This window comes from Micromonospora sp. WMMD975 (assembly GCF_029581215.1).
GTDB lineage: Bacteria > Actinomycetota > Actinomycetes > Mycobacteriales > Micromonosporaceae > Micromonospora.
In genome coordinates this window covers 4,974,149-4,999,678 of the sequence record NZ_CP120739.1, presented here as the reverse complement: position 1 = coordinate 4,999,678, position 25,530 = coordinate 4,974,149, and the positions used below count along the sequence as shown (strand labels likewise).

At 72.7% G+C, this 25,530-nt stretch carries 24 protein-coding genes and 4 tRNA genes; 21 read left to right on the top strand and 7 right to left on the bottom strand.

The features are described 5' to 3' along the window. The first annotated feature begins 22 nt into the window (after positions 1 to 22). Positions 23 to 1,339, top strand: a complete 1,317-nt coding sequence (locus tag O7613_RS22080; RefSeq protein WP_282289789.1) for a DUF2252 domain-containing protein — start codon at positions 23 to 25, stop codon at positions 1,337 to 1,339. Between the two features lie 9 nt (positions 1,340 to 1,348). On the opposite strand, the gene O7613_RS22075 is transcribed toward O7613_RS22080, so the two are convergent. Continuing rightward, the gene (locus O7613_RS22075) at positions 1,349 to 2,395 is read right to left on the bottom strand and encodes a glucose 1-dehydrogenase (RefSeq protein WP_281586556.1); all 1,047 of its coding nucleotides are present in this window, start codon (positions 2,393 to 2,395) and stop codon (positions 1,349 to 1,351) included. A gap of 103 nt (positions 2,396 to 2,498) precedes the next feature. Here O7613_RS22075 and O7613_RS22070 point away from each other — a divergent pair, with 103 nt between their 5' ends. Then, positions 2,499 to 3,287 (top strand): NADH-quinone oxidoreductase subunit C, encoded by a 789-nt coding sequence (locus tag O7613_RS22070; protein ID WP_282289788.1) that lies wholly within the window; start codon positions 2,499 to 2,501, stop codon positions 3,285 to 3,287. Further along, positions 3,287 to 4,249 carry an NADH-quinone oxidoreductase subunit NuoH gene (gene nuoH / locus O7613_RS22065; RefSeq protein WP_282289787.1) on the top strand — a complete coding sequence of 321 codons (963 nt, stop codon included), beginning with the start codon at positions 3,287 to 3,289 and terminating at the stop codon, positions 4,247 to 4,249. Before O7613_RS22070 ends, nuoH begins: the two co-directional genes overlap by 1 nt. A gap of 53 nt (positions 4,250 to 4,302) precedes the next feature. Here the strand turns inward: nuoH and O7613_RS22060 are convergent, their stop codons facing one another. Beyond that, on the bottom strand, positions 4,303 to 5,379 hold the full coding sequence (locus tag O7613_RS22060; protein WP_281590072.1) for a glutathione S-transferase C-terminal domain-containing protein: 1,077 nt from the start codon (positions 5,377 to 5,379) through the stop codon (positions 4,303 to 4,305). Positions 5,380 to 5,442: 63 nt separating this feature from the next. Here O7613_RS22060 and O7613_RS22055 point away from each other — a divergent pair, with 63 nt between their 5' ends. After that, a complete protein-coding gene (locus O7613_RS22055; RefSeq protein WP_282289786.1) occupies positions 5,443 to 5,865 on the top strand; it encodes an ester cyclase in 423 nt (140 codons plus the stop codon). Here O7613_RS22055 and O7613_RS22050 read toward each other — a convergent pair. Continuing rightward, positions 5,846 to 6,421 carry a Uma2 family endonuclease gene (locus O7613_RS22050; RefSeq protein ID WP_281586560.1) on the bottom strand — a complete coding sequence of 192 codons (576 nt, stop codon included), beginning with the start codon at positions 6,419 to 6,421 and terminating at the stop codon, positions 5,846 to 5,848. The two genes, O7613_RS22055 and O7613_RS22050, sit on opposite strands and share 20 nt — an antisense overlap. Before the next feature lie 104 nt (positions 6,422 to 6,525). Between O7613_RS22050 and O7613_RS22045 the strand changes: the two genes are divergently transcribed. The 7 genes from O7613_RS22045 (at position 6,526) to htpX (ending at position 14,046) form a co-directional block, all read left to right on the top strand. After that, positions 6,526 to 7,122, top strand: a complete 597-nt coding sequence (locus O7613_RS22045) for an NADH-quinone oxidoreductase subunit I (protein WP_281586561.1) — start codon at positions 6,526 to 6,528, stop codon at positions 7,120 to 7,122. Further along, complete coding sequence (locus tag O7613_RS22040; protein ID WP_282289785.1) at positions 7,122 to 7,760, top strand: NADH-quinone oxidoreductase subunit J; 639 nt, start codon at positions 7,122 to 7,124, stop codon at positions 7,758 to 7,760. Before O7613_RS22045 ends, O7613_RS22040 begins: the two co-directional genes overlap by 1 nt. Next, entirely contained in the window at positions 7,757 to 8,095 is a 339-nt protein-coding gene (nuoK, locus tag O7613_RS22035) for an NADH-quinone oxidoreductase subunit NuoK (protein ID WP_281586563.1), read from the top strand. Before O7613_RS22040 ends, nuoK begins: the two co-directional genes overlap by 4 nt. Next, positions 8,092 to 10,017 (top strand): NADH-quinone oxidoreductase subunit L, encoded by a 1,926-nt coding sequence (locus O7613_RS22030; protein WP_282289784.1) that lies wholly within the window; start codon positions 8,092 to 8,094, stop codon positions 10,015 to 10,017. The genes nuoK and O7613_RS22030 overlap by 4 nt, the downstream gene beginning before the upstream one ends. After that, on the top strand, positions 10,014 to 11,519 hold the full coding sequence (locus tag O7613_RS22025) for an NADH-quinone oxidoreductase subunit M (protein ID WP_282289783.1): 1,506 nt from the start codon (positions 10,014 to 10,016) through the stop codon (positions 11,517 to 11,519). The genes O7613_RS22030 and O7613_RS22025 overlap by 4 nt, the downstream gene beginning before the upstream one ends. Continuing rightward, on the top strand, positions 11,516 to 13,015 hold the full coding sequence (locus tag O7613_RS22020) for a proton-conducting transporter membrane subunit (RefSeq protein WP_282289782.1): 1,500 nt from the start codon (positions 11,516 to 11,518) through the stop codon (positions 13,013 to 13,015). Before O7613_RS22025 ends, O7613_RS22020 begins: the two co-directional genes overlap by 4 nt. Positions 13,016 to 13,170: 155 nt before the next feature. Continuing rightward, entirely contained in the window at positions 13,171 to 14,046 is an 876-nt protein-coding gene (gene htpX, locus O7613_RS22015) for a zinc metalloprotease HtpX (RefSeq protein ID WP_281586567.1), read from the top strand. Between the two features lie 102 nt (positions 14,047 to 14,148). Here htpX and O7613_RS22010 read toward each other — a convergent pair whose 3' ends face one another. Beyond that, positions 14,149 to 15,333, bottom strand: a complete 1,185-nt coding sequence (locus tag O7613_RS22010; protein WP_282289781.1) for a hypothetical protein — start codon at positions 15,331 to 15,333, stop codon at positions 14,149 to 14,151. A 182-nt stretch (positions 15,334 to 15,515) separates the two neighbouring features. Continuing rightward, positions 15,516 to 17,150 carry a hypothetical protein gene (locus O7613_RS22005; RefSeq protein WP_282289780.1) on the bottom strand — a complete coding sequence of 545 codons (1,635 nt, stop codon included), beginning with the start codon at positions 17,148 to 17,150 and terminating at the stop codon, positions 15,516 to 15,518. Between the two features lie 171 nt (positions 17,151 to 17,321). Here O7613_RS22005 and O7613_RS22000 point away from each other — a divergent pair, with 171 nt between their 5' ends. Beyond that, positions 17,322 to 18,581, top strand: coding sequence for an MFS transporter (locus O7613_RS22000; RefSeq protein WP_282289779.1), 1,260 nt, complete (start codon positions 17,322 to 17,324; stop codon positions 18,579 to 18,581). A gap of 43 nt (positions 18,582 to 18,624) precedes the next feature. Here O7613_RS22000 and O7613_RS21995 read toward each other — a convergent pair whose 3' ends face one another. Then, positions 18,625 to 19,119: a YajQ family cyclic di-GMP-binding protein gene (locus tag O7613_RS21995; RefSeq protein WP_282289778.1), complete on the bottom strand. Its 495-nt coding sequence runs from the start codon at positions 19,117 to 19,119 to the stop codon at positions 18,625 to 18,627. Positions 19,120 to 19,266: 147 nt separating this feature from the next. On the opposite strand from O7613_RS21995, the gene O7613_RS21990 reads away from it, so the two are divergent. Continuing rightward, positions 19,267 to 19,350, top strand: a tRNA-Tyr gene (locus tag O7613_RS21990). Between the two features lie 72 nt (positions 19,351 to 19,422). On the opposite strand, the gene O7613_RS21985 is transcribed toward O7613_RS21990, so the two are convergent. Beyond that, positions 19,423 to 19,869 carry a hypothetical protein gene (locus O7613_RS21985; RefSeq protein ID WP_282289777.1) on the bottom strand — a complete coding sequence of 149 codons (447 nt, stop codon included), beginning with the start codon at positions 19,867 to 19,869 and terminating at the stop codon, positions 19,423 to 19,425. Positions 19,870 to 19,976: 107 nt separating this feature from the next. On the opposite strand from O7613_RS21985, the gene O7613_RS21980 reads away from it, so the two are divergent. From O7613_RS21980 to O7613_RS21945, 8 genes are all read left to right on the top strand, one after another. Continuing rightward, the gene (locus tag O7613_RS21980; protein WP_282289776.1) at positions 19,977 to 20,483 is read left to right on the top strand and encodes a hypothetical protein; all 507 of its coding nucleotides are present in this window, start codon (positions 19,977 to 19,979) and stop codon (positions 20,481 to 20,483) included. A gap of 613 nt (positions 20,484 to 21,096) precedes the next feature. Further along, on the top strand, positions 21,097 to 23,625 hold the full coding sequence (locus tag O7613_RS21975; protein ID WP_281586592.1) for a bifunctional diguanylate cyclase/phosphodiesterase: 2,529 nt from the start codon (positions 21,097 to 21,099) through the stop codon (positions 23,623 to 23,625). 95 nt (positions 23,626 to 23,720) lie between these two features. Next, positions 23,721 to 23,793 (top strand) — tRNA-Thr (locus O7613_RS21970). 25 nt (positions 23,794 to 23,818) lie between these two features. Then, positions 23,819 to 23,891, top strand: a tRNA-Met gene (locus O7613_RS21965). Between the two features lie 131 nt (positions 23,892 to 24,022). Then, positions 24,023 to 24,190, top strand: coding sequence for a 50S ribosomal protein L33 (gene rpmG, locus O7613_RS21960; protein ID WP_013288652.1), 168 nt, complete (start codon positions 24,023 to 24,025; stop codon positions 24,188 to 24,190). A gap of 120 nt (positions 24,191 to 24,310) precedes the next feature. Beyond that, entirely contained in the window at positions 24,311 to 24,757 is a 447-nt protein-coding gene (locus O7613_RS21955; RefSeq protein ID WP_281586593.1) for a MaoC family dehydratase N-terminal domain-containing protein, read from the top strand. A 2-nt stretch (positions 24,758 to 24,759) separates the two neighbouring features. Beyond that, positions 24,760 to 25,152, top strand: coding sequence for a MaoC family dehydratase (locus O7613_RS21950; RefSeq protein ID WP_282289775.1), 393 nt, complete (start codon positions 24,760 to 24,762; stop codon positions 25,150 to 25,152). A gap of 127 nt (positions 25,153 to 25,279) precedes the next feature. After that, positions 25,280 to 25,352, top strand: a tRNA-Trp gene (locus O7613_RS21945). The last annotated feature ends 178 nt before the right edge of the window (positions 25,353 to 25,530 follow it).

The window sequence follows — 25,530 nt, the reverse complement described above, 5'->3', positions numbered from 1 at the left end:
GGGCGACGCTAGCCTGCGGACCATGACCGACTCCCCGGAGAAGCGTTCCGCCTTCATCGTCGACGTGCTGACCGAGGAGTTCGGCGCGTCGATGGCGATCGACCCGTTGGCGTTCCGCCGGAAGTTCCGCAAGATGGCCGCCTCGCCGTTCGCGTTCTACCGGGGCAGCGCGTCGCTGTTCTACGCCGACCAGCGGGGTGACTTCGCCAGCGACCGGTTCCTCGACGGCCGGACCAGCCGGGTGTGGATGCACGGCGACCTGCACGCGGAGAACTTCGGCACCTACATGAACGCCTCCGGCCGGCTCGTGTTCAACGTCAACGACTTCGACGAGGCGTACGTCGGGCCGTTCACCTGGGACTTGAAGCGCTTCGCCGCCAGCGTCGCCCTGCTCGGCTACGCCAAGGCGCTCTCCGACCGGGTGATCGGCGAGTTGGTAACCGGCTTCGCCCGGTCGTACCTGGCCGAGTTGCGGGCCATCGCGGCCGGCGGGGACGACGCGATCGGCTCGATCACGCTGGAGAACGCCGACGGGGTGCTACGCCGGGTGCTCCAGCAGGCCCGGCTGAGCACCCGGGTGGACCTGCTCGCCGCGCAGACCACTGTCGACAACTACGAGCGCCGCTTCTCCCTCGGCGACGGCGTGCACGAGATCGACCCGGCGACCCGCGAGCAGGTCTGCGCCGCGTTCGCCGACTACCTCGACACGCTGCCCGAGTCGACCACCCGGCACCGCCCGGTGGCGGCCGGCATCAAGGACGTGGTGCTGCGCAAGGGCGTCGGCATCGGCTCGGCCGGGCTGCCGTCGTACAACCTCCTGCTGGAGGGGCACACCGAGGCGCTGGAGAACGACGTCGTCATCTACATGAAGCAGGCCCAGGTGCCGGCGGTGGCCCGGCACATCGACGACGAGCGGGTCCGGTCGTACTTCCGGCACCAGGGGCACCGCACCGCCGAGTCGCAGCGGGCGTTGCAGGCGCACGCCGACCCGTGGCTGGGCTTCACCGAGCTGGACGGCGTCGGCCAGCTCGTCGCCGAGGTCTCCCCGTACGCGGCGGACCTCGACTGGGCCGACGTCAACGAGCCCGAGGACCTGGCCGGGGTGCTCACCGACCTGGGCCGGGCGGTGGCCCGGATGCACTCGGTGGCCGACGACGAGTCCAGCCACGACCTGGTCGACTACTCCACCGAGGAGTCGATCGTGGCGGCGGTGGATGCCGACGCCGACGGTTTCGTCGGCTACCTGGTCGACTTCGCGCACCGCTACGGCGTCCGGGCGCGCGAGGACCACCAGCTCTTCGTGGACCTGTTCCGCAACGGCCGGCTACCAGGGATCTGAGCGCCCGGCTCAGTGCGTGAAGTCCAGCACCACCTTGATGTCGTCGCCGGTCGAGGCGTACGCCTCGCGGTACGCCGAGACCGGCACCCGGCGGGTGACGAGCGACGTCAGCCACGACTGGTCGGCCCGGGCGAGCGCCTCGGCGGCCAGCTCCCAGTGCCGGCGGCCGGCGTTCACCGAGCCGAACACCACGTTGTTCTCCAGCACCAGCTCCCGGTTGAGCGCGCCCGCGTCGAAGTTGATCGTCCGGCCGCCGCTGGAGACACCGGTCAGGCAGACGATGCCGTTCGGGGCGGCCTTGCACATCGCGTCCAGCACCACGGGCGGCGCGCCGGTGCACTCGACCACCACGTCCGGTTGCAGGTCAAGCTCGGCGACCGTCGAGGTGTGGTAGGTCGCGCCGAGCGCACGGACCAGGTCCGGCTTCGGGCCGGTCGTGGCGCGGTCCAGCACGTGCACGGACAACTCACGCTGGCTGGCCAGCAACGCGGCCAGCAGGCCGATCGGCCCGGCGCCGGTGATCAGCGCGGTCTTCGGCTTCCACTCGGCCCGGCGGCCGATCCGCTCGATGTGGTCCCACGCCTTCGCCACCACGCTCGTCGGCTCCAGCAGCATGCCCACCGACTCCAGCGCCGGGTTCAGCCCGACGGCGAACTTGGGTTGCAGCCGCCAGCGGTCCCGGGCGAAACCGGGCAGCCCCTTGATGCCGTGCTCGGTGTACTGCCCGTTGCGGCACATGTCCCACTCGTCCACCGCGCAGTTGGCGCAGGGGACCGGGTCGGGGCGACGGACCACGCCGGCCACCAGGTCGCCGGGATGCAACGTGCCGGTCGGGTCCTCCAGCACCCGACCCAGCGACTCGTGCCCGAGCACCAGCCGCTCCTGACCCGGCGGCGCCTCCCCGTACTCCCCGGAGATGATCTCCTGGTCGGTGCCGCAGACGCCCACCGCCATCGCTTCGACCAGGATCGCGCCCTCCTCGGGGGCCGGCTCGGGCCAGTCCTCGGTGAGGCGTAGCGAGTCAGGGACACCAGGGGTCACAGTCACAGCGCGCACGAGCCTCATCTTTCCCCGCCGGCCGCCCACCCGCTCGGCAACGCGGGGATCCGGGCCCGGACGGCCCGACCCGGGCCGGAGCCGTCGGCCATAGGATCAGCGCATGACTCCGGAAGAGGTGGGCCGTCGGTTGGTCGCGCTGCTCGCGCCCGTCGAGGCCACCGCGTCGGTCTCCGGCGGTCAGGGGTACGCCCGCGCCACCGTCGACGTACCCCCGGCGAGCTGGGCGGACGCGGTGCGCGCGGCGCGCGACGACGCCGAGCTGGGGTGTGACTTCCTGGACTGGCTGTCGGCGGTGGACGAGCTGGCCGACGGCTTCGACGTGGTCGCGCACCTCTGGTCGGTCCGGCACCGGCACGGGCTGCTGCTGCGGACCCGGGTGCCCCGCGACACACCGGTCGTCGTGTCCGTGGTCGACGTCTTTCCGGGCGCCGCCTGGCACGAGCGGGAGACCCACGAGATGTTCGGGATCGACTTCGCCGGGCACGGCGAGCTGCGCCCGCTGCTGCTGCCGCCGGAGTTCGAGGGGCACCCGCTGCGCAAGGAGTTCGTCCTCGCCTCGCGGGTGGCCAAGCCGTGGCCCGGCGCGAAGGAGCCGGGCGAGTCCGAGGCCGGCGGCGGGCGGCGGCCGATCCGGCCGCCGGGCGTGCCCGCGCCGGGGGAGTGGGGGACGACGCCCACGCCGGCCGGCGCGGCCGGGGCGGGCGAGGGCCCACGCGGCGGTACGCCGGCCCGCCCGGCCCGCGAACGCCCGGCCCGCCCGGCCCCGTCCGGGCGTCCGGCGCGCCCGGGGCCGGAGCCGGAGGCGGGCTCGCGCCCGGAGCCGGAGGCGGGCTCGCGCCCGGAGCCGGAGGCGGGCTCGCGCCCGGAGCCCGAGGCGGGGGAGAGCTGATGCCGGACTGGTTGGAGTTGGTCCTGCGCGTCGTCGGCGTGCTCGTCGCGTTCCTCACCCTGCCGCTGATCGTCGGGCAGGCCGAACACAAGGTGATGGCCCACATGCAGGGCCGGCTCGGGCCGATGTACGCGGGCGGCTTCCACGGCTGGGCGCAACTCGTCGCCGACGGGATCAAGTTCGTGCAGAAGGAGGACGTCACCCCGCGCGAGGCGGACCGGCAGGTGTTCCGGCTGGCGCCGGCGGTGGCGCTGGTGCCCTACCTGCTGGTGCTGCTGGTCATCCCGCTCGGCCCGGGTGACCTGGTGGCCCAGCCGCTCGACATCGGCCTGTTCTTCGTGCTGGCGGTGGTGGGCATCGGGGTGCTGGCGGTGCTCATGTCGGCCTGGGCGTCGGCCAACAAGTACAGCCTGCTCGGCGGGCTGCGCGGCGCGGCCCAGCTACTCGGGTACGAGCTGCCGCTGGTGCTGGCCGCCGCGTCGGTGGCGATGGCGGCGGGCACGCTCAGCCTGAGCGGCATCGTCGAGGCGTGGCGCCCGTGGTGGCTCCTCTGGCAGGCGCCCGCCATGGTGATCTTCTTCGTGGCCGGGCTGGCCGAGATCCGCCGCCCGCCGTTCGACATGCCGGTGGCCGACTCCGAGCTGGTCTTCGGCTACATGACCGAGTACACCGGGCTGCGCTTCGCGTTCTTCCTGCTCGCCGAGTACGTCGGCATCGTGGTGATCGCGGCGCTGACCACGGTGTTGTTCCTGGGCGGCTGGCAGGGCCCGTTCGCCGACGCGCAGCTCGGCTGGCTGTGGACGCTGCTCAAGGTGTTCGCCGTGGCGTTCGTGATCATCTGGCTCCGGGTGAGCTACCCCCGCCTGCGCGAGGACCAGCTCCAGCGCCTCTGCTGGCTGGTCCTGGTGCCGCTCGCCCTCGCCCAGTTGGTGCTCACCGTAGGCATCCGCCTGGCGATGTAAGGCGGGGCCCCCTTTTAACGTTTCCGGTAGAGGAAGGGGCCCCGCTTAACACGTCAGCGCAGCGGGGTGTGGGTGGGCTCGACGCGCTCCTCGGCGGGTGGCGGCGGGGGCGGGGTGCCGTCGCCGAACGGGCGACCGCCCAACTCCTCGCGGCCGTGCGGGGTGAGCCAGTTCGCCAGGTCGGGGCCGAGCGGCACGATGCCGGTCGGGTTGATGTCCCGGTGGACCTCGTAGTAGTGCCGCTTGATGTGGTCGAAGTCGATCGTGTCGCCGAAGCCGGGCGTCTGGAACAGGTCCCGCGCGTACGCCCACAGCACCGGCATCTCGCTCAGCTTCTGCCTGTTGCACTTGAAGTGCCCGTGATAGACCGGGTCGAAGCGCACAAGCGTGGTGAACAGCCGCACGTCCGCCTCGGTGATCGTGTCGCCGACCAGGTAGCGCTGCCCGGCCAGCCGTTCGCCCAACCAGTCCAGCCGGTCGAAGAGCCGGTGGTACGCCTTGTCGTACGCCTCCTGGCTGCCGGCGAAGCCGCACCTGTAGACGCCGTTGTTGACGTCCGCGAAGACGACGGCGTTGACCTCGTCGATCTCGGCGCGCAGCCGCTCCGGGTACAGCTCCGGCGCGCCCGGCCGGTGGTATGCGGTCCACTCGGTGGACAGGTCCAGGCTCATCTGCGCGTAGTCGTTCGTCACCACCTGCCCGGTGGGCACGTCGACAAGCGCCGGCACGGTGATGCCCCGCTCGTAGCCGGGGAACCGGGCGAAGTAGGCGTCGGCGAGCCGTTCGATGCCGAGCACCGGGTCCTTGCCGCCCGGGTCCAGGTCGAACGTCCAGCTCCGCCTGTCGTGGGTGGGTCCGGCCACGGCCTGCGAGATGGCGTCCTCCAGCCCGAGCAGCCGGCGTACGATGATCAGCCGGTTCGCCCACGGGCAGGCGCGGCTGACCGCCAGCCGGTAGCGGCCCGGCTCCACCGGCCAGCCGTCCCGCCCGTCCGCGGTGATCCGGGTGGCGATGTATCGCTGGTCCCGGGTGAACTCGCCGCCCGGTTCCACGTACTTGCCGCCGGTCCGGTCGAGGACCTCGTCGTCGCTGCCGCCCACGCCCACCTCCGAGTTGAGTTCCGTTCCCATCATGGTCGCTCCGGCCGGTCCCGGCAGGTCGAGCGGCTCACCCGGGGGCATAGGCTGCCGGCCGTGACCGATGTGGAGGCGGCGGCCCGACGCTTCATCGCCGACGTGTGGAACGCCGGCCGCGAGGAGAGCGCGTACGAGCTGGTGGCCCCGGACTGCCCGGGGCTGGGCGGCACCGGGCCGGAGGCGACGCTTGCGTGGCACCGGGACCGGCGGGCGTCGTTCCCCGACCTGCGCTACAAGATCGTCGAGGTGGTGGCCGGCGGTGGGCGGGTCGCGGTGCACTGGCGGGCGGCCGGCACCCAGGCCGGGCAGTTCGGCCCGGTGCCACCGACCGGCCGGGTGGTCAGCTATTCCGGGGCGTCGTTCCTGCGCTTCGACGACGCGGGGCGGATCGTCGACGTGTGGAGCGTCAACGAGCTGTTCCAGGTGCTCCAGCAGCTCGGCGTGGAGATGCTGCCCCCACTCACCGGCCCCGGGGCGTGATCCGAGCCAGCGGAATGTCGATCTCCCACGGCTCGGGCAGCAGGATGCCGTCGGTCATCCGGGCCTGCTCGACGTAGACCTGCTTGACCGGATCCAGCTTGTAGGCGTGGACCTCGATGCCGGCTTCGGTCTCGATCCGCCAGAAGTAAGGAATGTCTGCCTCGGCATACACGGTGGGCTTGAGCACACGATCGATGCTTCGCGACCCCTCGGAGACGATCTCCACCACCAGCAGCACCTCGTTCGGCTGATACTTGGCCGGGTTGCGGAGGGACGCGTCGAGTTCGGTGACCAGCAGGTCTGGAATGAAGGACCGTCGACGGGACATGCGCACTTCGACGCCTTGGGTTACGTCGAGGTCGGGGGGACAGGTCTCGTTCAGCGCAGCGCCAAGCATGAGGGCGATGGACTGGTGCAGTCGCGTGGGGGAGGGCGACATGATCAGGTTTCCGTCCAGGAGTTCGAAGCGGCGACGGCCTTCGTCGGGCAACCCGTCGAGGTCGTCGGTCGTCCACCCGCCCTCGGGCGAGCGGAAACTCTCCGGTGCGGCGGTCATCGACAGGTCCTTCCCGGTGTGTCGTTCTCCCCGCGCTCACGATACCGCCGCCATAAGTCGGGTGGTGGTCGCGCGCGCCGGGGGCACAGGGCAGGATGGGCGGCATGAGCGAGCACGGTGGAGTGCCCGGCGGCGGGCTGGTGAAGGGCCTGGCGGTCACGTTGAAGACGATGACCCGCCGCTCGACCACCCAGCAGTACCCGGACGTGGCCCCCGAGCTGCCGCCGCGCTCCCGTGGCGTGATCGCGCTGCTGGAGGAGAACTGCACGGTCTGCATGCTGTGCGCCCGCGAGTGCCCGGACTGGTGCATCTACATCGACTCGCACAAGGAGGAGGTGGCGGTGCCCGGCGCCGCCCGCCCCCGCCAGCGCAACGTGCTCGACAAGTTCGACATCGACTTCTCGCTCTGCATGTACTGCGGCATCTGCATCGAGGTCTGCCCGTTCGACGCGCTCTACTGGTCGCCCGAGTTCGAGTACGCCGAGTACGACATCAAGAACCTGCTGCACGACAAGGACCACCTGGGCGAGTGGATGGGCACCGTACCGCCGCCGCCGGCGCACGACCCGCTCGGCGACCCGTCGAAGGAGGAGACCACCGCCGCCCGCAAGGCCGCCGCGCCGGCCACGCCCGCCGCCCGGCCCACCCCGACCCGGGTACGCCCCGACGCCGCGCCCGGGCCGGACGGAGGCGCGGCCTGATGTCCGGTGCGGACGTGCTGCTGCTCGCGCTGGGCGCGGTGGCGGTGGGCGCGGGCGCGCTCGTGGTGGCCACCCGCCACCTGGTCCGGGCGGGCCTGTGGCTCGTGGTGTGCCTGGGCGCGCTGGCCGGCGACTATCTGGTGCTCACCGCCGAGCTGGTGGCCTGGGTGCAGGTGCTGATCTACGTGGGCGCGGTGGTGGTGCTGCTGCTGTTCGCGGTGATGCTGACCCGTGCCCCGATCGGCCCCTCGGACGATCTCGACCGGCCCGGCTGGCCGGCCGCGCTCGTCGGCGCCGGCAGCGGGCTCGGCCTGGCGGTGTTGCTCGTCGACGCGTTCCGCTGGTCGCGGGTGGACCTGCCGGCGGCGGGCACCGCCGAGCGCCTCGGCGAGCAGGTGTTCCGCTCCTGGGTGCTGCCGTTCGAGGTGTTGTCGGTGCTGCTGCTCGCCGCGCTTGTCGGCGCGATCGTGCTCTCCCGACCGGACATCGGCCGCCCGACCCCGCCCGCCGACGCCGCCGCGCCGTCAGCCGCAGGACCCGGCCCGGCCGGCCCGCCCGGCGCGCGTGGCCCGGCCGGGGAAGGCCCGGCCCGGCCCGCACCGGCCACCGTGGCCGCCGACGAGGGCGGGCGCCGGTGAGGCCGGTCATCCCGTACGTCACCGCCGCGCTGCTGTTCGGCCTCGGCGTCTACGGCGTGCTGCGCCGGCGCAACGCGGTGCTGGTGCTGATGGCGGTGGAGCTGATGCTCAACGCGGTCAACCTGGTCCTGGTCACCGCCGACACCACGGTCCGGGCCGCGTTGCCGCACTCCGGTCAGGTGTTCGCGCTGTTCGTGATCGTGCTGGCCGCCGCCGAGATCGGTGTCGGGCTGGCCATCGTGCTCCAGCTCTACCGGTTGCGGGCCAGCGTCACGGTCGACGACGTCCCGCTCACCGAGCGGCCCCCGGCCGTACCCGACGAGGTGGCCTCATGAGTTCAGCGACGCTGTGGCTCGCGGCGGTGCTGCCGGGCGCGCCGCTCGTGGCCGGCCTGCTCGGGTTGCTCCTGCCGCCGGCCTCGCACGGGGACCGGGCGCCGGCCCGGCGGCTGGCGGTCGGGTTGGGCGTGGCCGGCGCGGCGGTGGCGCTGCTGGCCGCGCTGATGCTGCTGGTCCGCGTCGACGGTCCGGTGGAGGCGGCCACCACGTGGGTCGAGCTGGGCGGGCTGCGGGTCACGCTGGGCCTGCGGCTGGACGGCGTGGCGGTGCTGGTGGCCACGGCGGTGACCGCGGTGGCGCTGGCGGTGCAGGTCTACTCGACCGGCTACCTGCGTCGCGGCCCGCACGACGACGTCGACGTGGATCACCGCTACCCGCCGTACGCGGCGCAGCTCAGCCTTTTCACCGCCGCCATGCTGACCGTGGTGGTGTCCGGTGACCTGATCATGCTGCTGGTCGGGTGGGAGGTGATGGGCATCTGCTCGTACCTGCTCATCGCCCACGACCGGCGGCTGCCGGAGGCGCCGGCCGCCGCGGTGAAGGCGTTCCTGGTCACCCGCGTGGGTGACGTCGGTTTCCTGCTCGGCATCGCGTTGCTCGGCGTGGGCGCGGGCAGTTTCCGGATCGCCGACGTGCTGGCCCACGACTGGTCCACCGGCACGCTGACGGCCGCCTGCCTGCTGCTGCTGGCCGGGGTGGCCGGTAAGAGCGCCCAGTTCCCGCTGCACACCTGGCTGCCGGACGCGATGGCCGGCCCGACGCCGGTCTCCGCGCTGATCCACGCCGCGACGATGGTCGCCGCCGGGGTGTACGCGGTGGCGAGGCTGTTCCCGCTCTTCGACCGGGCTCCGGCCGCGCTCGCGGTGCTGGGTGTGATGGCCGCGGTCACCATCCTGCTCGGCGCGTTCGCCGCCACCGCGCAGGACGACATCAAGCGGGTGCTTGCCTGGTCGACGGTCTCCCAGATCGGCTACATGACCGGTGCGCTCGCGGTCGGCGCGCCCGCCGCCGCGCTGTTCCACCTGCTCACCCACGCCGCGTTCAAGGCGTTGCTGTTCCTCGCCGCCGGCGCGGTGATCCACGCGGTGGGCACCACGCTGATGTCCCGGATGGGCGGCCTGCGCGCCGGCATGCCGGTGACGTTCTGGTGCATGGTGGTCGGGCTCGGCGCGCTGGCCGGGGTGCCGCCGCTGTCCGGCTTCTGGAGCAAGGACGGCGTGCTGGCCGCCGCCGAGGCGACCGCGCTGGACGACGCCGGGCCGACCGCGCCCTGGGTGGGCTGGCTGGTCTGGCTGGCCGGGCTGCTCGGCGTGGCGGTCACCGCCTGGTACGCGACCCGCCTGCTGCTGCGCACGTTCTTCGGCGCGGCCCGCATGCCGCTGGTCCGCCCGCACGACCCGCCGGCGTCGCTGCGCCTGCCGGTGCTGCTGCTCGCGGTCCCGGCCGCGCTGCTCGGGCTGGCCGCATTCGCGCCCTGGTTCGCCGACCGCCTGCGGGTGCCGGGTGACGACACCGGCGAGGCGGTGGAGCTGGTCCACCTCGCGCCGAATCTGATCCTGCCGTTCCTGCTGCTGGCGGCCGGCGCGGGCGTCGCCTGGGCCGGCTGGCGTCGGGATCCGGCCGCCGACCCGGCCCGCTTCCTGGGTCCGCTGCGGCCGGTGTTCGCCCGCGCGTTCCGGCTCGACGACGTCCAGCAGGCCCTGGTCGTACGCCCGACCGGCGCGCTGGCGCGGGCCGTGCGGGCCGGCGACGAACTGGGGGTGGACGGTCTGGTCGAGGGCGGTGGCCGGGCGGCGGTGGAGCTGGGTGACGGGCTGGCCGCGTTGCACCGGGCGGCGTTGCCGCGGGCGGCGGCCGGGGTGCTTGCCGGCGCGTTGCTGATCGGCCTGGCGGTAGCCCTGATCGGAGTCACGTCATGACGTTCGGGCAGGTTCTGCTGGTCGCCGTGGTCGCGGCCCCGGCGTTGGGCGCGGTCGCCACGGCCGCCGTGCCGGGTGACCGGGCCGGCCGGCTGGTCGGCACCGCCGCCGCGGCGCTGACGCTGCTGGCGACGCTGCCGCTTGTCGGCGGCGAGCACGGCTGGTTCGGGTACGGTCCGCGCCCGGCGGTGCAGCCGTGGCACCAGCTCGACCTGCCCTGGGTGCCGGGGCTGGACCTGCGCTTCCACCTCGGGGTGGACGGCATCTCCTGGCCGCTGGTGGTGCTGACGGCGCTGCTCACGCTGCTGTGCTGCGGCTACACGCTCTGGCGGGTGCCGGCCGGCGGCGGCAGCGGCCGGGCGCTGGTGGCGTTGCTGCTTGTGGTCGAGGTGGGGATCCTCGGCACGTTCCTGGCGCTCGACCTGGTGCTGTTCTTCCTCTTCTTCGAGGTCGTGCTGCTGCCGATGTACGCGATCATCGCCGGCTGGGGCGGCGACGACCGGCGGCGGGCGGCCCGCAAGTTCGCGCTCTACACGCTGTTCGGTTCGGTGCTGCTGCTGGTCGGCGTCTACGTGGTGGTGGCCGCCGCGGGCACCGCCGACCTGGTCGCGCTGACCGGCGGCGCCGGCCTGTCCCGCAGCACCCAGTTGGCCGCGTTCACGCTGTTGGCGTTGGCGTTCGCGGTGAAGAGTCCGCTCTGGCCGCTGCACTCGTGGCTGCCCGACGCGCACACCCAGGCGCCCACCGTGGGCAGCGTGATCCTCGCCGGGGTGCTGCTGAAGATGGGCACGTACGGGCTGATCCGGGTGGCCGTGGGGGTGGCCCCGGAGGGCGCCCGCTGGGCGTCGCCGGTGCTCGGCGCGCTCGCCGTCGCGGCTATCCTGATCGGCGGCCTGGTCTGCCTGGCGCAGAGCGAGCTGAAACGGCTGATCGCCTACTCAAGCGTGGGTCACATGGGGTTCGTGCTGCTCGGGGTGGCCACGCTCACCGCCACCGGCCTCCAGGCCGCGCTGATCGGCAACATCGCCCACGGCGTGATCACCGGGCTGCTGTTCTTCCTGGCCGGGGCGATCAAGGACCGGACGCACACCGGTTCGCTCGCCGAGTTGTCCGGCCTGCGGGAGACCGCGCCCCGGCTGGCCGGGCTGCTCGGGTTCGCGGCGGTTGCCTCGCTGGGGCTGCCCGGCCTGGCCGGGTTCTGGGGTGAGGCGTTCGCCGTGGTGGCGGCCGTGCGGCGGGGCGGTCCGCTGTGGCTGACGCTCGCGGTGCTGGCCGCGTTGGGCGGGGCGCTCACCGCCGCGTACCTGCTGCGGTTGCTGCGCCGGGTCAGCCACGGCCGGCCCTCCCCGGCGGTGGCCCCGGTCGGGCCGGGGTTGGCCGGGGCGGAGCTGACCGCCTGGGCACCGCTGGTGCTGCTCGCGCTCGCGGTCGGCTTGGCGCCGACGCTGGTCCTGTCCTACGCCTCCGGCCCGGTGGAGGCGCTGCTGGGGGTCGTGCCATGAGTCTGGTGCAAAGCGTCGACAACGTGGCGCTGCTGCCGGGTTACCTGGCCGCCGGCACGGCCGTGCTGGTGCTCCTGGTCGACCTGCTGGTGGCCCGCCAGGCGGTGACCGTGGCGGTGGCGGCGCTCGGCGCGGCCGGCACCGCGCTGGGCGCGGCGCTCGTCGGCGCGGCCGGCACCCGGCGCACCTTCTGCGTCGGCGTCGCCGACATGCGCGGGAACAGCGCACCGGGCGCGGACTGCTCCTGGGTGTGGAACGGCCGGGCGGCCCTGGTGGCGGCGGTGATCGCCCTGCTCACGCTCGGCGTGCTGGCGATCTCCGGCCCGCTGCTGCGGTCCGGGCGCACCCCGGCCGGCGAATACTGCTTCCTGCTCGCCTGTGCGATGACCGGCGGCGTGGTGCTCGGCGCGGCCGGTGACCTGATCACCCTGCTGGTGGCGGTGGAGACGCTGACGCTGCCGCTCTACGTGCTTGTCGGGCTGCGTCGGGCCAGCCTGGCCGGGGCCGAGGCGGCGGTGACGTTCTTCGTGGTGAGCGTGGTCGCCACCACGGTCACGCTGCTCGGCGCGGCGCTGCTCTACGCGGTCACCGGCAGCCTGCACCTGGACCGGCTCGGCGCCACCCTGGCCGCCCGGGACGACCTGCGCGACCTGCCGCTCACCACGGTCGCGGTGGCGCTCGTGGTGGCCGGGCTGGCGTTCAAGGTGGCCGCCGTGCCGTTCCACGCCTGGGCACCGACCACCTACGACGGCGCGCCGCTGCCGGTGGCCGCCTACCTGTCGACCGCCTCGAAGCTGGGCGGGGTGGTGGCGTTGCTGGCGGTGGTGCAGCGGGCGCTGCCGGCCGGCGTGACCGGTCCGGTGCTGGCGGCGCTGGCGGCGCTGACCATGACCGTGGGCAACCTGGTGGCGCTGCGCCAGCGGCGTACCGTCCGGCTGCTCGCGTGGTCCTCGGTGGCCCAGGCGGGCTATATCCTGGCCCCGCTGGGCGCGCTGGCGCTGGCCGCGGGGCGCACCGCCGACGCGCGGGACGGCGCGTACGCGGCGGCCGTCGCGTACGCCGTCTTCTTCGTGCTGCTGGAGCTGGCCGCGTTCGCCGCGGTGGTGGCGTTGCGGCCGGCGGACGGCGACGGCGGCACGCTCGCCGACCTGCGTGGCGCGGCGCGGCGGCACCCGTGGGTGGGTGGCGCGTTCGCGTTGGCGCTGATCGGGTTGGCCGGGCTGCCGCCGGGGCTGGCCGGGCTGTTCGCCAAGGTGACCGTGGTCCGGTCGCTGCTGGCCGGGCACGCCGGCTGGCTGGCCCTGGTGGTGGCGTTGAACGCGGTGCTCGGCCTGGCCTACTACCTGCGGGTGGCCGCGACGCTCTACGCGGTGCCCAGCGGCGTCGCCGCGACCCGCCCGGCCCGCACCGTGGCGGTCGCGCTCGTGGTGGCCACCGTGGCGGCCGTGGTGATCGGTTTCGCACCGCAGTTCGTGCTCGACGTCGCGGCGCGTTGACCCGGTTCGTGCCCGGCTGGGCGGTCGGTCCAGGAAGCGCACAGGAATCCTCAGCCAACTTTCAGCCATGAGCCGGATGGTTGACGGGTACCGGTGTGTTGAACCGGTCAGCGGGTGACCCGTGTGGGCCCGCGGCACCGAAGGAGCGATCGACCGTGCATCACAACCGTCTCAAGACCGCAGCGCTGCTCGGCCTGTTGACCTCGCTGATCCTCGCGGTCGGCTACTGGTTCGGCGGTAGCGGCGGACTCGTCATCGCCGTGCTCATCTCGTTGCTGATGAACGGCGTGACCTACTTCTTCTCCGACAAACTCGCGTTGCGCTCGATGAAGGCGCAACCGGTCAGCGAGGCACAGTTCCCCGAGCTGTACCGGATGGTGCGGGAGCTCTCCACCCAGGCCGGCAAGCCGATGCCCCGCCTCTACGTGAGCCCCACGTCGCAGCCCAACGCGTTCGCCACCGGGCGCAACCCGCAGCACGCGGCGGTCTGCGTCACCCAGGGGATCGTGGAGATCCTCGACTACCGGGAGCTGCGTGGCGTGATCGGGCACGAGCTGTCCCACGTCTACAACCGGGACATCCTGATCTCCAGCGTGGCCGCCGGCCTGGCCGGCATCATCACCATGCTTGCCAACCTGGCCTGGTTCATCCCGCTGGGTTCCGACGACGAGGACGGCCCGAACCCGGCGGTGCTGCTGCTCACCCTGATCCTCGGCCCGATCGCGGCCACCGTGATCCAGTTGGCGATCAGCCGGAGCCGGGAATACCAGGCCGACGCGTCCGGCGCCGAGCTGAGCCGCGACCCGCTGGCCCTGGCCAGCGCGCTCAAGAAGATCCACATGGGTACGCAGGCCCGCCCGCTCGCGCCGCAGGGCCAGCTCACCAGCACCGCGCACCTGATGATCGACAACCCGTTCAAGCGGGGCGGCGGCATCGCCGCGATGTTCGCCACCCACCCGCCGATGGAGCAGCGGGTGGCCCGGCTGGAGCAGATGGCCCGCAACTCCGGCCCGGTGCAGTTCCAGCGCTGACCCCGTCCGTCCTCCTCCGCCCGCGTCCGTCGTCCCGGAGGCGGGCGGAGCCGCGTTCGGGCGGCGCGGCTCGTCGTCGGCGGCCCGCGTGCGGTCGGCGGCTCAGGCCGGCTCGGGCAGGCGGTCCGGCCGGGTCAACAGCACCGTGGCGAGCAGCACCAGCCCCGCCGCCAGGTAGGCCACGGCCGGGCCGAACAACGCGGCGGCGCCGCCGAGCAGGAAGACACCGACACCGGAGAGCATGATGTTCCCGGCGACGATCGTCGCCTCCACCTGCCCCATCCGCTCCCGGGGCGCCAACCGCGCGAACGTCGCCTGCGCGCCGATCAGCCATCCGCCGCCGGCCCCGATCAGCGCGTTCGCCACGGCGAGCGCCAAGGCCGGGGCGTCGACGGCCGCCAGCAGGGCGGCCAGCAGCAGCGCCGTGGCGAGCGCGCCGGCCGCCACCACCTGGCCGGACACCCGGACCAGCCAGCCGCGACGCCCGACCAGCAGCACGAACACCGCGCCACCGAACGACGAGGCGGCAAGCACCACCGGCCGCCACGCGCCTCCGGACAGGTCCGGTGCGAGCGTCTCCGGCAGCCCGCCGGCCAGCATGGTGGCGAGCGTGAGCAGGGCGACCCCGCGCAGGATCGGATGGGCGGCGATGATCCGGGCGCCGGCGGTGGCCGGTGGTCGTGGGCCGCGGCGCTCCTGCCGGCCCACCCGCAGGCCGGTGAGGACCACGGCCGCGAGCAGGAACGAGGCCAGGTCGATCAGCAGCGCCACCCGGGGGCCGATCGCCACCGTGACGCTCGCCCCGGCCAGCAGGCCGACGACCTGGCCGCTCTGGTTGGCGAAGGCGGCGAGCCCGAACAGCGGCAGGCGCAGCGGGGGCGCCACCGCCTCGGCGATGATCGCCACGTGCACGCTGCCGTACGCGGCCCGGACCGCGCCGAGCAGGCCGGCCGCCACGATCGCCGGCAGCGCCCGGGGAACCGCCGCCGGCACGGCGATGAGCACCGCGCCGGCCAGCGTGAGCCCGATCAGCATGGTGCGTCGGGCCAGCACGTCCAGCCAGCCACTGAACACGGTCGCGACGAGCAGCGCGGGCAGCGCCCGGGCGGCGTACACGGCGGCCGGCCCGAGCACCGAGCGCGTCTGGTCGTAGGCGAGCAGCAGCAGGGCGGCCAGCCCGACGAAATCGCCCAGCTCGGAGATGCCCCGGGCGACCAGCAGCCGGGACGCGACCGGGTGCCGGAACAGCGCGCGATAGCCGGGGGCGGGCGTCGCGGTGTCAGTCATCGCTTCGACGGGTCCGCTTCCTCGACCCGCAGCGGTGCGACCGCCATGCCGCTCATCCCGACCTCCGCACGCGTCGGCGGCCGATCCCGCCGCCCCAGGCATGGACTCAGTTCGATCAGGAACCTACTCCCTCCCGGCCCGTACGGCAGCCCCTGTCCTTTGCCCCGCAGGTCAGATGGGTGTCACTGTTCGCAGAGCCGTGACTGGGAGAACGACGGTGCCGGGGCGGGCTGGCCCCGCCAGACGGGGTTGACGGCCACCGCCAGCGTCGGGGCCTGCCAGGCCGCACCGAGCAACTGGATGGTGCCGTACTCGCGCCGCCGCGACTCGACGTCCCCGCCGCTCAGGAAGCGGATCACCTGTTCGTCGACCTCCGGCTGGCCCAGCAGCCCGCCGTGCAGGCCGGGCATCTCGTAGACGGGGATCCGGGTGTACGGCCCGGGCGGGAGTTCCGTCGCGCTGACCGTGGGCAGGAAGGCGACCATCCGGATCCCGGGGACCGGGCACATGGTCTGGTAGCGGTAGAACGGCGCCTGGGCCAGCAGCGACCGGATGAACGGCTCGTCCGGGCTGTCCCCGCCCCCGCTGACGCGGGCCACCAGCGCGAAGATCCCGCGCAACTGCCAGCCGGGGGCGATGCCCCAGCCCGCCGCCGCGTCCGCCGGCGGGTAGTAGGCGCGGGCGGCGCGGACCAGCGGGCTGAACATCAGCAGCGCGCCGACCGGAGATCGCGGGCGGTCGCGCAGATAGGTCCGTCCCACCATCGCCCCCTCGCTCTGGCCGAGCAGGGCCACCGGGCGGCCGGTCCGGGCGTGCAGCGCGTCCACCTGCCGGGCCAGCAGCACCGCGCTCGACTCGAGCGAGCGATGCGTGTCCCGGGCGTCGTAGGGCAGCGGGCGACCGGTGGCGTCCTGGCCGGCGTAGGAGAACGTCGCCGCCGCCGGGTCGACCGCCGGCCGCCCGTCGTACCGCGAGTTGTGCCCGCCGAGCACGATCACCGCGTACCGGACCGAGGCGGGCAGCCGCCGGTCGAGCAGCGGCGGCCGGAAGTCGATCGTCTGGTACGCCGGGCTGGACGTCACCGCCTGCACCGCCACCGGGATCGCCAGGGCGAGCACGACGACGATCGGGACCACCGGCACCCGCGGCCAGTGAACCCGGGCCGGCAGGACCGCCGCCCGCACCGACCGGTTCCACAGCAGGCCGTTGCCGGCGCCGGCGAACGCCGCCACGAGCAGCGTCCACCAGCCGGGCACCCGCCAGACGACCGCGCCGGCCAGCGTGATCACCACGAAGTCGAGCAGTGACCAGCCGACGAGCGCCGCCGACGGCAGGCCGCGCATCCAGTCGCTGCCGACGGCCGCCCGTTGCAGGAACGGCGCGAGCAGCAGCATCGGCCCCACCGCGGCGAACACGAACCAGGAGAGGGACACCACCCCCGCGGCGACGGAGAGCGCGGCGAACGGGGAGACGATCACCGCGGTCATCGCCGCGATCCCCAGGTTGCGCAGCAGGATCCGCCGGCGCGCCGGCCGGGGTTTCTCCGCCGGCCAGGCGAGGCCGACCAGACCCGCGGAGAGCAGCCCGCGCAGCCCGATGGCGACCACCAGCCCGATCGCGTACGCCTCCCAGGAGTTGTGGTAGACGAGCAGCCAGCGCATGTCGTTGTACGAGTCGTACGGCCACACGGCCGAACCCTGCGGGGACAGGCCCTCCGCGCTCCGGAACCCGAGCATCTCGAACAGCACGTTCTGCGCCACCGGTACGGCCGCGGCGAGCGCGACGAGCCCGAGCAACCTGCGCCTGCGCTGGCTCACCCATACCTCCTCGACCCCGACGCCTCCCGTCCCTGACTCTCCGACGCCGGGCGCCCCCTTGAGACGACATTCCGGAATGACGGGCCGCTGTGAGGCAGCCGACCGTTTCCCCAGCCCTCGACCGGCGTTAGGGTCGAAGGGCATCTGACTCATTACATCCGGAGGTCGACCGTGGCCGCACTGCGCCAGTACCTGGGCGTCTGGCGGGTCCCCGGCGCACCGATGCTGCTGATCCTCGGCATCATCGGGCGACTCGGGATCGGCATGACCCCGCTGGCGCTGCTGCTCGTGGTCGCACAGGTCACCGGCCGCTACTCCCTCGCCGCGGTCGCCGGCGGCATCTACGCGCTCTCCGGCGCCGCCCTCAGCCCGGTCGCCGGCCGCGTCGCCGACCGGGTGGGCCCCACCCCGGTGCTGCTGGCCACCGCGCTGGCCCACCCGCTCGCCCTGCTCGGGCTCCTCGCCGCCAGCAGCTCCGGCGCCGGCAACCTCGCCCTGATCTACCTGGCCGCGGGCGTCGCCGGCGCCACGTACCCACCGCTGACCGCCGCGATCCGGGGCGCCTGGAACGACCTCACCGCGCCGGCCACCGGCCGAGGCCACCTGCGCAACACCGCGCTCGCCGCCGAGACCTCCCTGTTCGAGATCGTCTTCGTGCTCGGCCCGCTGCTGGTAGCCGGCTTCGTGCTCGTCGCCGACGCCTCCGCCGCGCTGCTCGGCGCCGCCGTGGTCACCCTGGTCGGCACCGGCTCGGTCGCCCTCGGCCGGGTGATGCGCGCCTGGCGCCCACACCCGCGCGAGCACCACGCCCGAGGACTCGGCCCGCTGCGGGTCGGCGGCTTCCCCGCCCTGCTGGTCTGCGTGGCAAGCCTCGGCATCGCGTTCGGCGCCTCCGGCGTGATCGTCCCGGCCTTCGCCGGCAACACCGGCGCCGCAGACCCGGAGAGCTTGGCCGGCCTGCTGCTCGCCGTCTGGGGCATCGGCAGCGCCGCCGGCGGCTTCTGGTTCGGCGTACGCAAGCCGGCCGTCAACATGACCCGCCAGTTCGCCTGGCTGCTCGGCACCGTGGCGGCCAGCTTCGCCGTCTTCGCGGTCATGCCCGGCCCGGCCGCGCTCGGCGTCGCACTGGCGCTCGGCGGCGCCGCCATCGCCCCCGCGCTCACCCTGGAGAACACGCTCGTCGGGCGGATCGCCCCGGCCGGCATGCTGAACGAGGCGTACACCTGGGTGGTCACCATGTCGGTGGCGGCGAGCGCCGCCGGCGGCGCGGTCGCCGGCCTGATCGTCGACCACGCCGGCGGCGTGCCGTGGGCGTTCGTCTTCGCCGGGGCGGCGGTCGCCGTCGGGGCCGCGGTCGCCGCGCCGCCCCGCGGCCCGATCGCCCGGGCCGAGGCGACCGCGGTACGCGCCGAGCAGTCGCTCGCCGCCTGACGGTCCACGTCAGACCGGGCTCAGACGGCCGGCCGGTTCGCCGCTACCGGTAGTTGTTGAACTGGAGGGCGACCCCGAAGTCCTCGCCCTTGAGCAGCGAGATGACGGCCTGGAGGTCGTCCTTCTTCTTGCCGGTGACGCGGAGCTGGTCGCCCTGGATCTGCGCCTGGACGCCCTTGGGGCCCTCGTCGCGGATCTTCTTGCTGATCGCCTTCGCCTTGTCCATGTCGATGCCCTGGATCACCTTGGCGTCGATCTTGAAGATCTTGCCGGAGGACCTCGGGTCACCGGCGTCCAGCGACTTCAGCGAGATGTTCCGCTTGATCAGCTTCTCCTTGAAGACGTCAAGGGCGGCCCGCACCCGCTCCTCTGTCTCCGCCTGGAGGCTGACCGCCTCCTCACCCGACCAGGAGATCTCGGCACCGGTGCCGCGGAAGTCGAACCGCGTCGCGAGCTCCTTCTCCGCCTGGCGGAGGGCGTTGTCGACCTCCTGACGGTCGACCTTGCTCACGATGTCGAAGGACGGGTTCGCTGCCATGCTCATGCTCCTGCTGTCCGGCGGTGTGTCCTGTTCCGTCCCGCACTGACCAGCGTGGGACCTCCTGACGGTACCCCGTTGCGGTGGGGCGGGGGACAACCGCTATCCTTGCTTCCGCCGCCGCGTTGCGACGCGGTGGGGTGCCCTGGCGGGTTGCCCGAGCGGCCAATGGGAGCGGACTGTAAATCCGTCGCGAAAGCTTCAGAGGTTCGAATCCTCTACCCGCCACCAGGTGCAGATGCGGCCCCTGACCAGCAGAGATGCTGATCGGGGGCCGTTCTCGTCGGCCCGGCCGGGTCCGGCTCACGTCTCTGACGGCGTCGCCTCGTGCCCCGGCCTGCTGTGGGTGCGGCGCCGCTGCTTCATCTCCGCCTCGTAGATGTGCCGCCGGCCGCCGACCAGCTTCTCCCGGGCGTCCCGCTCGATCTCCTGGAACGCGGCGTAGTAGCCGTCGTCGAACTCCTCCACGATCTGGAACGTCCACCTCCCGGGTAGCAGGTTGCGTCCCAGCAGCTCCTGCTCGACCCGGTTGGCCATATCGTCGTGCCCGGCCTCGCGGAACAGCTGCACCACCCGGTCGAGGGTGAGGTCCGCGCCGCCGACGAGCTGGTGCGCCGAGTAGAGGTGACCGCGTACGCGGTGGATCGTCTCCAGGGCCTCGCTCAACTCGCCGAGCGCTTCGATCGTGGTGTCGTGGACGCCCCGGGGTCGAGCGTGGTGGCCGTCGACGGATGCTTCCTGCTCACGCATGCACCCGGGTACCCGGTAGGAATGTCCCTTATCCAACGCTGGTGCGGCGATCGGGACGGCGCCGGCGCGATGTCAAGGGGCCGCGGGCGTGGTCGCGGCTCGGGCCGGTGACGACAGCTGTGGTGGGCGTGGTGGGCGTGACAGGGACCGTATGGGCCGCGCACGCGGGTCGGCGACATCAGCTCGACGCGGTACGGGCGCAGGGCGCGGTGAGTGTGGCCATCGCGCTCGCGGCGGAGAAGCGGTTGGTCTATGCCCGCTTCCTTCACCTTGCCAGGACCGCCTACGACGAGGCCCGGGCGCTCGTCTCCGCGGGCGAGGCGCTGCCCCTGGACGAGGAGTCGCTGCCTCCGGTGCCGCCCGGTTCGGAGATCATCTACACGGGTCGTTACGAGTTGGCTACGCCGTTCGCGCTGGCCATGGCCGCGTTGCACAGGTGTTATGACGAGGTGGTCATCGTCGGCGGTCCGGGAATCAGAAGACATGCCACCGCCGCAATATCGGATATCAGCCGATATGCGTCAGGGATTAGGGACAACTGGGATGTCGATCGCACCATGAACGAGGTTTCCGCGCTTCTGCACGAGGATGCGACGAAGGTGACGCATGACTGATGATTCACTCGGGTTCGTAGGCGTGAAACCTTGCCTCAGACATCGATGATGGTGGAGGCTGTGCGGGGAGTTGGTCCGCGGGGAGGCGGGTCCTCCACTGTGGTCGTGGGTCGCGACCGGCGGGCCTGACAGGAGAATCAGGTCTTACGCGCGGTTTACGTGTGAAGTCGTTGTGCGCGCTTTCCGTAGCGACCGCGGGGCTGATCGTCACGTCGCGCTGGGCCGGAGGTCGGGGCTGGCCTGTCGAACGGATGATTTCCCGGTCTGACCACCCCTAGCAGGGGTGCGCACCGCTGTTGCGGGTGCGTGCCGTGTGGCACGATCGTGGAACCTCCACCATCGCTGTAACTCTCCCGACAGGAGCAATCATGTCTGGTCGAAGGTTGGGCCGGCTGCTTGGCTCGCTTCTCGTTCTCGCCACCCTCCTGGGTGGTGTCGCTGGGGTCGATTTCGATGGCAGCAACGGGGGCATTCAAACGCAGGACTTCGTGTGGAACTGACCGGCTTTTCCGGTCGTTAACCGTTTGGGCCCGGCTGCCGCCTAGCATGTGACGGCCGGGCAAGCGGCTTGCGTCGGCGGCGAAGCGGTACACCGCCAACCCGAAGGAGCGGCATGATCGGTCGCGGCCAGCCACGCCGCCGGTCGTCCGAGGACGCCTGGATCATCACGGCGCCGATGGCGTTGATCGCCGTCGCCTGTTCCGTCGTCACCGGCCTGGTCTCCGATCATCCCGTCGGCAGGTGGCCGCAGGCGGCTCTTCTCCTCGTCCTCATGGTGGTCGCGGGGATGCCCCTGCTGAGCCTGGTCGTGCGCCGGCACTCGGTCGCGATCACCCTCACGGAGCTGCCCCTGGTGCTGGCGCTATTCTTCCTGCCGCCGCTGACGGTGGTGATCACGTACACCGCGGCGACGCTCATCGCCCACATCCGCCACCGGTTCTCGGCGCCGAAGGTCTGGTTCAACGGCGCCCGCGCGGCCGCCGGCACCTCGCTCGCGGTGCTGCTGCTCCAGGCGCTGCCGCCGATGGTGGGGGTCGGCCCGCGGACCTGGCTGAGCATCTTCGCCGCCGTCGGCGTGGTGATGCTGGTCAGCATCACGGCCGTGGTCGCCGTGCACACGCTGCTGCACGGCTGGCAGACCGGCCGGGGCGCGTTGCGCAGCGCCCGGACGGCGCTGCTGACCGCCGCGATCAACGTGTCCATCGGCCTGATCATGCTGATCCTGGTGCGCAGCAACTGGTGGTCGGTGCTGCTGCTGGCCGGGCTCGGCATCGGCCTGGTGCCGGTCTACCGCTCATACTCCCAGTTCTTCCGGCAGCACCGCACGCTCACCGATCTCTACGAGCTGACGCGGGCCGTGGTGGAGAGCGGCCAGAGCGGCACGCTTGCGGACGCGCTGCTCGTCCGCGTCCGTGCCCTGATGCAGGCCGAGTACGCGACGCTCTGGGTGCCGGCGCAGAGCCGCCACCCGGAGACGTTGCTGACCTCCCGGGCCGACGACCCCGGGCTGCTGGACGTGGCACACACCCCGCAGGCGTTGCGCGACAAGGTGCGCAGCACCCGGCGTACGGTGGCGGTGGGGCACGGCGTGACCACGGACGGCGAGTTCCGGGCGGAGCTGGACGAGCGGCGGATCAAGGACGCGGTCGCGACGCCGCTGCGGTCCGGCCAGGTGGTGATCGGCACCCTGGAGGTCGCCAACCGGGTCGGCGACGGCAACCACTTCACCGCGGCCGACATCGCCCTCCTGGAGACGGTGGCGGCACACGCCGCCGTCGCCCTGGAGAACTCGCGCCTGGTCGACCGCCTCCGGCACGACGCCGAGCACGACGCGCTCACCAAGTTGCCGAACCGCAGGCGGCTCACCGCCGCGGTGGCCGAGGCGGTCAAGGTCGGTGCGCCGGACGAGGTGGTGGCGCTGCTGCTCTTCGACGTCGACCGGCTCCGCCAGGTCAACGAGTCGCTCGGCCACGCGGCCGGCGACAAGGTGCTGATCGAGGTGGCCGAGCGGCTGCGGGCGTGCGCCCCCTCGTCCGCGCTCGTGGGCCGGGCCGGTGGCGACGAGTTCCTGGTGACGCTCCGGTTGGAGAGCGCCGACGCGGCCCTGGAGCTGGCGGCCCAGCTCCGGGAGCAGATCCGGGACGAGATGGTCTTCGACGCGCTCACCCTGGACGTGGACACCGCCGTCGGCGTGGCCGTCCACCCCGACCACGGCAGCGACGCGGTGGCCCTGCTCCAGCGGGTCGACCTGGCCGCCAACGCGGCCAAGTCGGTGCCGGGCAGCGTGCAGCTCTACAGCCCGGCGTTGGAGTCGCGCTCGTTGCGCCGGCTCGGTCTCGCCGGCGACCTGCAACGGGCGCTGGCGGACGGTGAGCTGGAGGTCTACTTCCAGCCGAAGGTCACGCTGCGGGACCGCCGCCTGGTGGGCGTGGAGTGCCTGGCGCGTTGGGAACACCCGGCGCACGGCACGGTCGCGCCGGACGACTTCGTGGCGGTGGCCGCGCACACCGGTCAGCTCGGCCGGCTCACCGAGTTCGTGCTGCGGGAGAGCCTGCGGCGCAGCCGCGACTGGAGCCACGGCGAGCGGGCGCTCTCCGTCTCGGTCAACCTCGCCGCCCGTACGCTCAACGACCAGCACTTCCCGGCGTTGGTGCGGGACCTGCTGGCCGAGTACGAGGTACCGCCGCAGCGGCTCACCCTGGAGATCACCGAGGCCGGTGTGCTGGACGGCACCGAACGTCCCATCCCGACCCTGCGGAGCCTCCGGGACCTCGGGGTCCGACTGGCGGTGGACGACTTCGGCACCGGCAACTCGTCCCTGGCCCAGCTCCGCCGGCTGCCGGTGCACGAGGTCAAGGTGGACCGGTCGTTCGTGCAGGGGATGGCGACCGATCCGGGCGACCTGGCCATCGTCAACGCGGTGGTGACGCTCTCGCAGCAGTTCGGCCTGACCGTGGTGGCCGAGGGGGTGGAGAGCGAGCTGACGCTGGAACTGCTCCAGGACATCGGCTGCGAGATCGGCCAGGGCTACCTGTTCAGCCGGCCGCTGCCGTACGAGCGCCTGGAGGCGTGGTTCGGCGCCCAGGTCGACCCCGAGACGGTCGTCGCCGGCGAGCTGCCGCGCCTGCGTGTGGTGCCCTGAGCAGGTGCGCCACCTGTCGGGGGGATCCGATTTCACCTCGCCGACGCGGTCGTGTACTGTTTCCTCTGCGCGACACCCCTGGGGTGATCGGGCAGGCCCCCTTAGCTCAGTCGGCAGAGCGTCTCCATGGTAAGGAGAAGGTCTACGGTTCGATTCCGTAAGGGGGCTCAGAGGGTCCGGCTGGACCCGCCACGGCGGTGTAGCTCAGATGGCAGAGCAAGCGGCTCATAATCGCTGTGTCGCCGGTTCAAGTCCGGCCACCGCTACTCTCGTCCTCCGGGCCCGCCCGGTGGCCGGTGGGATGGGCGCCACAGGCGCCCACTTTGCATGTCCGCGGCGTCAGCACGTAAGCTGACACGCCGTAGTTGATACCCGTGAGCGAGGAAGGCACTCCGCCGTGGCGAAGGCGACCGATGTCCGGCCGAAGATCACTTTGGCGTGTGTGGAGTGCAAGGAGCGCAACTACATCACGCGCAAGAACCGCCGTAACGACCCGGACCGCATCGAGCTGAAGAAGTTCTGCCCCCGGGACGGCAAGCACACCGTCCACCGCGAGACCCGCTGACGCACGGCCGGCGCCGCCGGCCCGCAGCAGCTTCACCGACGCCGATCCGCCAGGTCGACGGCCCTGAGGGCCAGCCGACCGCTCGGATCGGCGTTCGTGCTTTACGTGTAGGTTCGCGGCATGTCCCTGGACCCGTCCTTCGTCGGCCGGACGTATCCGCCGACCGCCCCCTACCAGGTGGGCCGAGAAAAGATCCGTGAGTTCGCGACCGCCGTCGGCGCGACCGACCCGGCGCACCACGACCCGGAGGCGGCCCGCGCGCTCGGCCATCCCGACGTGGTGGCGCCGCCGACCTTCCCGGTGATCGTGACGATGGCGGCCAGCCGGCAGATCGTCGAGGACCCGGAGCTTGGCGTCGACTACAGCCGGGTGGTCCACGGCGACCAGCGGTTCGCGTACACCCGGCCGGTGGTGGCCGGGGACGAGCTGGTGTGCGTGAACACCATCGAGGACGTCAGCAGCCGGGGCGGCCACGGATTCCTGACCACCCGCACCGACGTGCGCACCTCCGACGGTGAGCCGGTGGTCGCGGTCTGGTCCAAGATCGTCGTACGCGGGGAGGCGTGAGGATGGAACTGCCCGTCCAGACCTACCGGGTGACCCGGGCGGACCTGGTCCGCTACGCGGGCGCCTCGGGGGACTTCAACCCGATCCACTGGAGCGACCGGACCGCCGCCGGAGTGGGCCTGCCCGGGGTGATCGCCCACGGCATGTTCACCATGGCTCTGGTCGGTCGCGCGGTCGTCGGCTGGGCCGGTTCGCCGGACGCGGTGGTCGACTTCGGCGTCCGCTTCACCCGGCCGGTGGTCGTCCCGGACACCGACGAGGGCACCGAGATCGAGGTCGCCGCGGTGGTCAAGGAGGTCACCGAGGCGGGTCTGACCAGGCTCGACATCACCGCGACGTGCCAGGGCGAGAAGGTGCTCTCGCAGGCCCGGGCGCTGGTCCGCGTTTCTCGCTGAGGGGCGACCCGACGCGCGTGGGGTGGACCGGTTGGGAAAGTCGTACGACTACCCGTACACTGGTCCGCCGTGGGGCAAGTGACCCCCGCTCGGCACCTTGTGTCCGGGTGGAGGTGAGTTGCCGCACAGGGGTGTAGCTCAATTGGCAGAGCAGCGGTCTCCAAAACCGCAGGCTGCAGGTTCAAGTCCTGTCACCCCTGCGCCTCAGGCCTGACCGTTCCCGTGGGTCGCGCCGCCGTTCGCGGTGGCGTCCGGCCCGTGGTGGTGGCACCGGTGGGGTGGTTCCGAGGCGTTCGGGGCTCTCCTGACCGGTCCGCCGGCCGCGGCCCGTCGCGGGACGGTTGGTCCGGCCGGCGTGACCAACACGCCGCGCACGCC

Coding starts and splice junctions, on each gene's coding strand:
- O7613_RS21985 (WP_282289777.1), bottom strand. CDS start 19,869: ATGCGTGAGCAGGAAGCATCCGTCGACGGCCACCACGCTCGACCCCGG.
- O7613_RS22030 (WP_282289784.1), top strand. CDS start 8,092: ATGAGTTCAGCGACGCTGTGGCTCGCGGCGGTGCTGCCGGGCGCGCCG.
- O7613_RS22050 (WP_281586560.1), bottom strand. CDS start 6,421: ATGACCGCCGCACCGGAGAGTTTCCGCTCGCCCGAGGGCGGGTGGACG.
- O7613_RS21975 (WP_281586592.1), top strand. CDS start 21,097: ATGATCGGTCGCGGCCAGCCACGCCGCCGGTCGTCCGAGGACGCCTGG.
- O7613_RS22045 (WP_281586561.1), top strand. CDS start 6,526: ATGAGCGAGCACGGTGGAGTGCCCGGCGGCGGGCTGGTGAAGGGCCTG.
- O7613_RS21995 (WP_282289778.1), bottom strand. CDS start 19,119: ATGGCAGCGAACCCGTCCTTCGACATCGTGAGCAAGGTCGACCGTCAG.
- O7613_RS22080 (WP_282289789.1), top strand. CDS start 23: ATGACCGACTCCCCGGAGAAGCGTTCCGCCTTCATCGTCGACGTGCTG.
- nuoH (WP_282289787.1), top strand. CDS start 3,287: ATGCCGGACTGGTTGGAGTTGGTCCTGCGCGTCGTCGGCGTGCTCGTC.
- O7613_RS22010 (WP_282289781.1), bottom strand. CDS start 15,333: ATGACTGACACCGCGACGCCCGCCCCCGGCTATCGCGCGCTGTTCCGG.
- O7613_RS22070 (WP_282289788.1), top strand. CDS start 2,499: ATGACTCCGGAAGAGGTGGGCCGTCGGTTGGTCGCGCTGCTCGCGCCC.
- O7613_RS21955 (WP_281586593.1), top strand. CDS start 24,311: ATGTCCCTGGACCCGTCCTTCGTCGGCCGGACGTATCCGCCGACCGCC.
- O7613_RS22040 (WP_282289785.1), top strand. CDS start 7,122: ATGTCCGGTGCGGACGTGCTGCTGCTCGCGCTGGGCGCGGTGGCGGTG.
- O7613_RS22060 (WP_281590072.1), bottom strand. CDS start 5,379: ATGGGAACGGAACTCAACTCGGAGGTGGGCGTGGGCGGCAGCGACGAC.
- O7613_RS22020 (WP_282289782.1), top strand. CDS start 11,516: ATGAGTCTGGTGCAAAGCGTCGACAACGTGGCGCTGCTGCCGGGTTAC.
- O7613_RS21950 (WP_282289775.1), top strand. CDS start 24,760: ATGGAACTGCCCGTCCAGACCTACCGGGTGACCCGGGCGGACCTGGTC.
- O7613_RS22025 (WP_282289783.1), top strand. CDS start 10,014: ATGACGTTCGGGCAGGTTCTGCTGGTCGCCGTGGTCGCGGCCCCGGCG.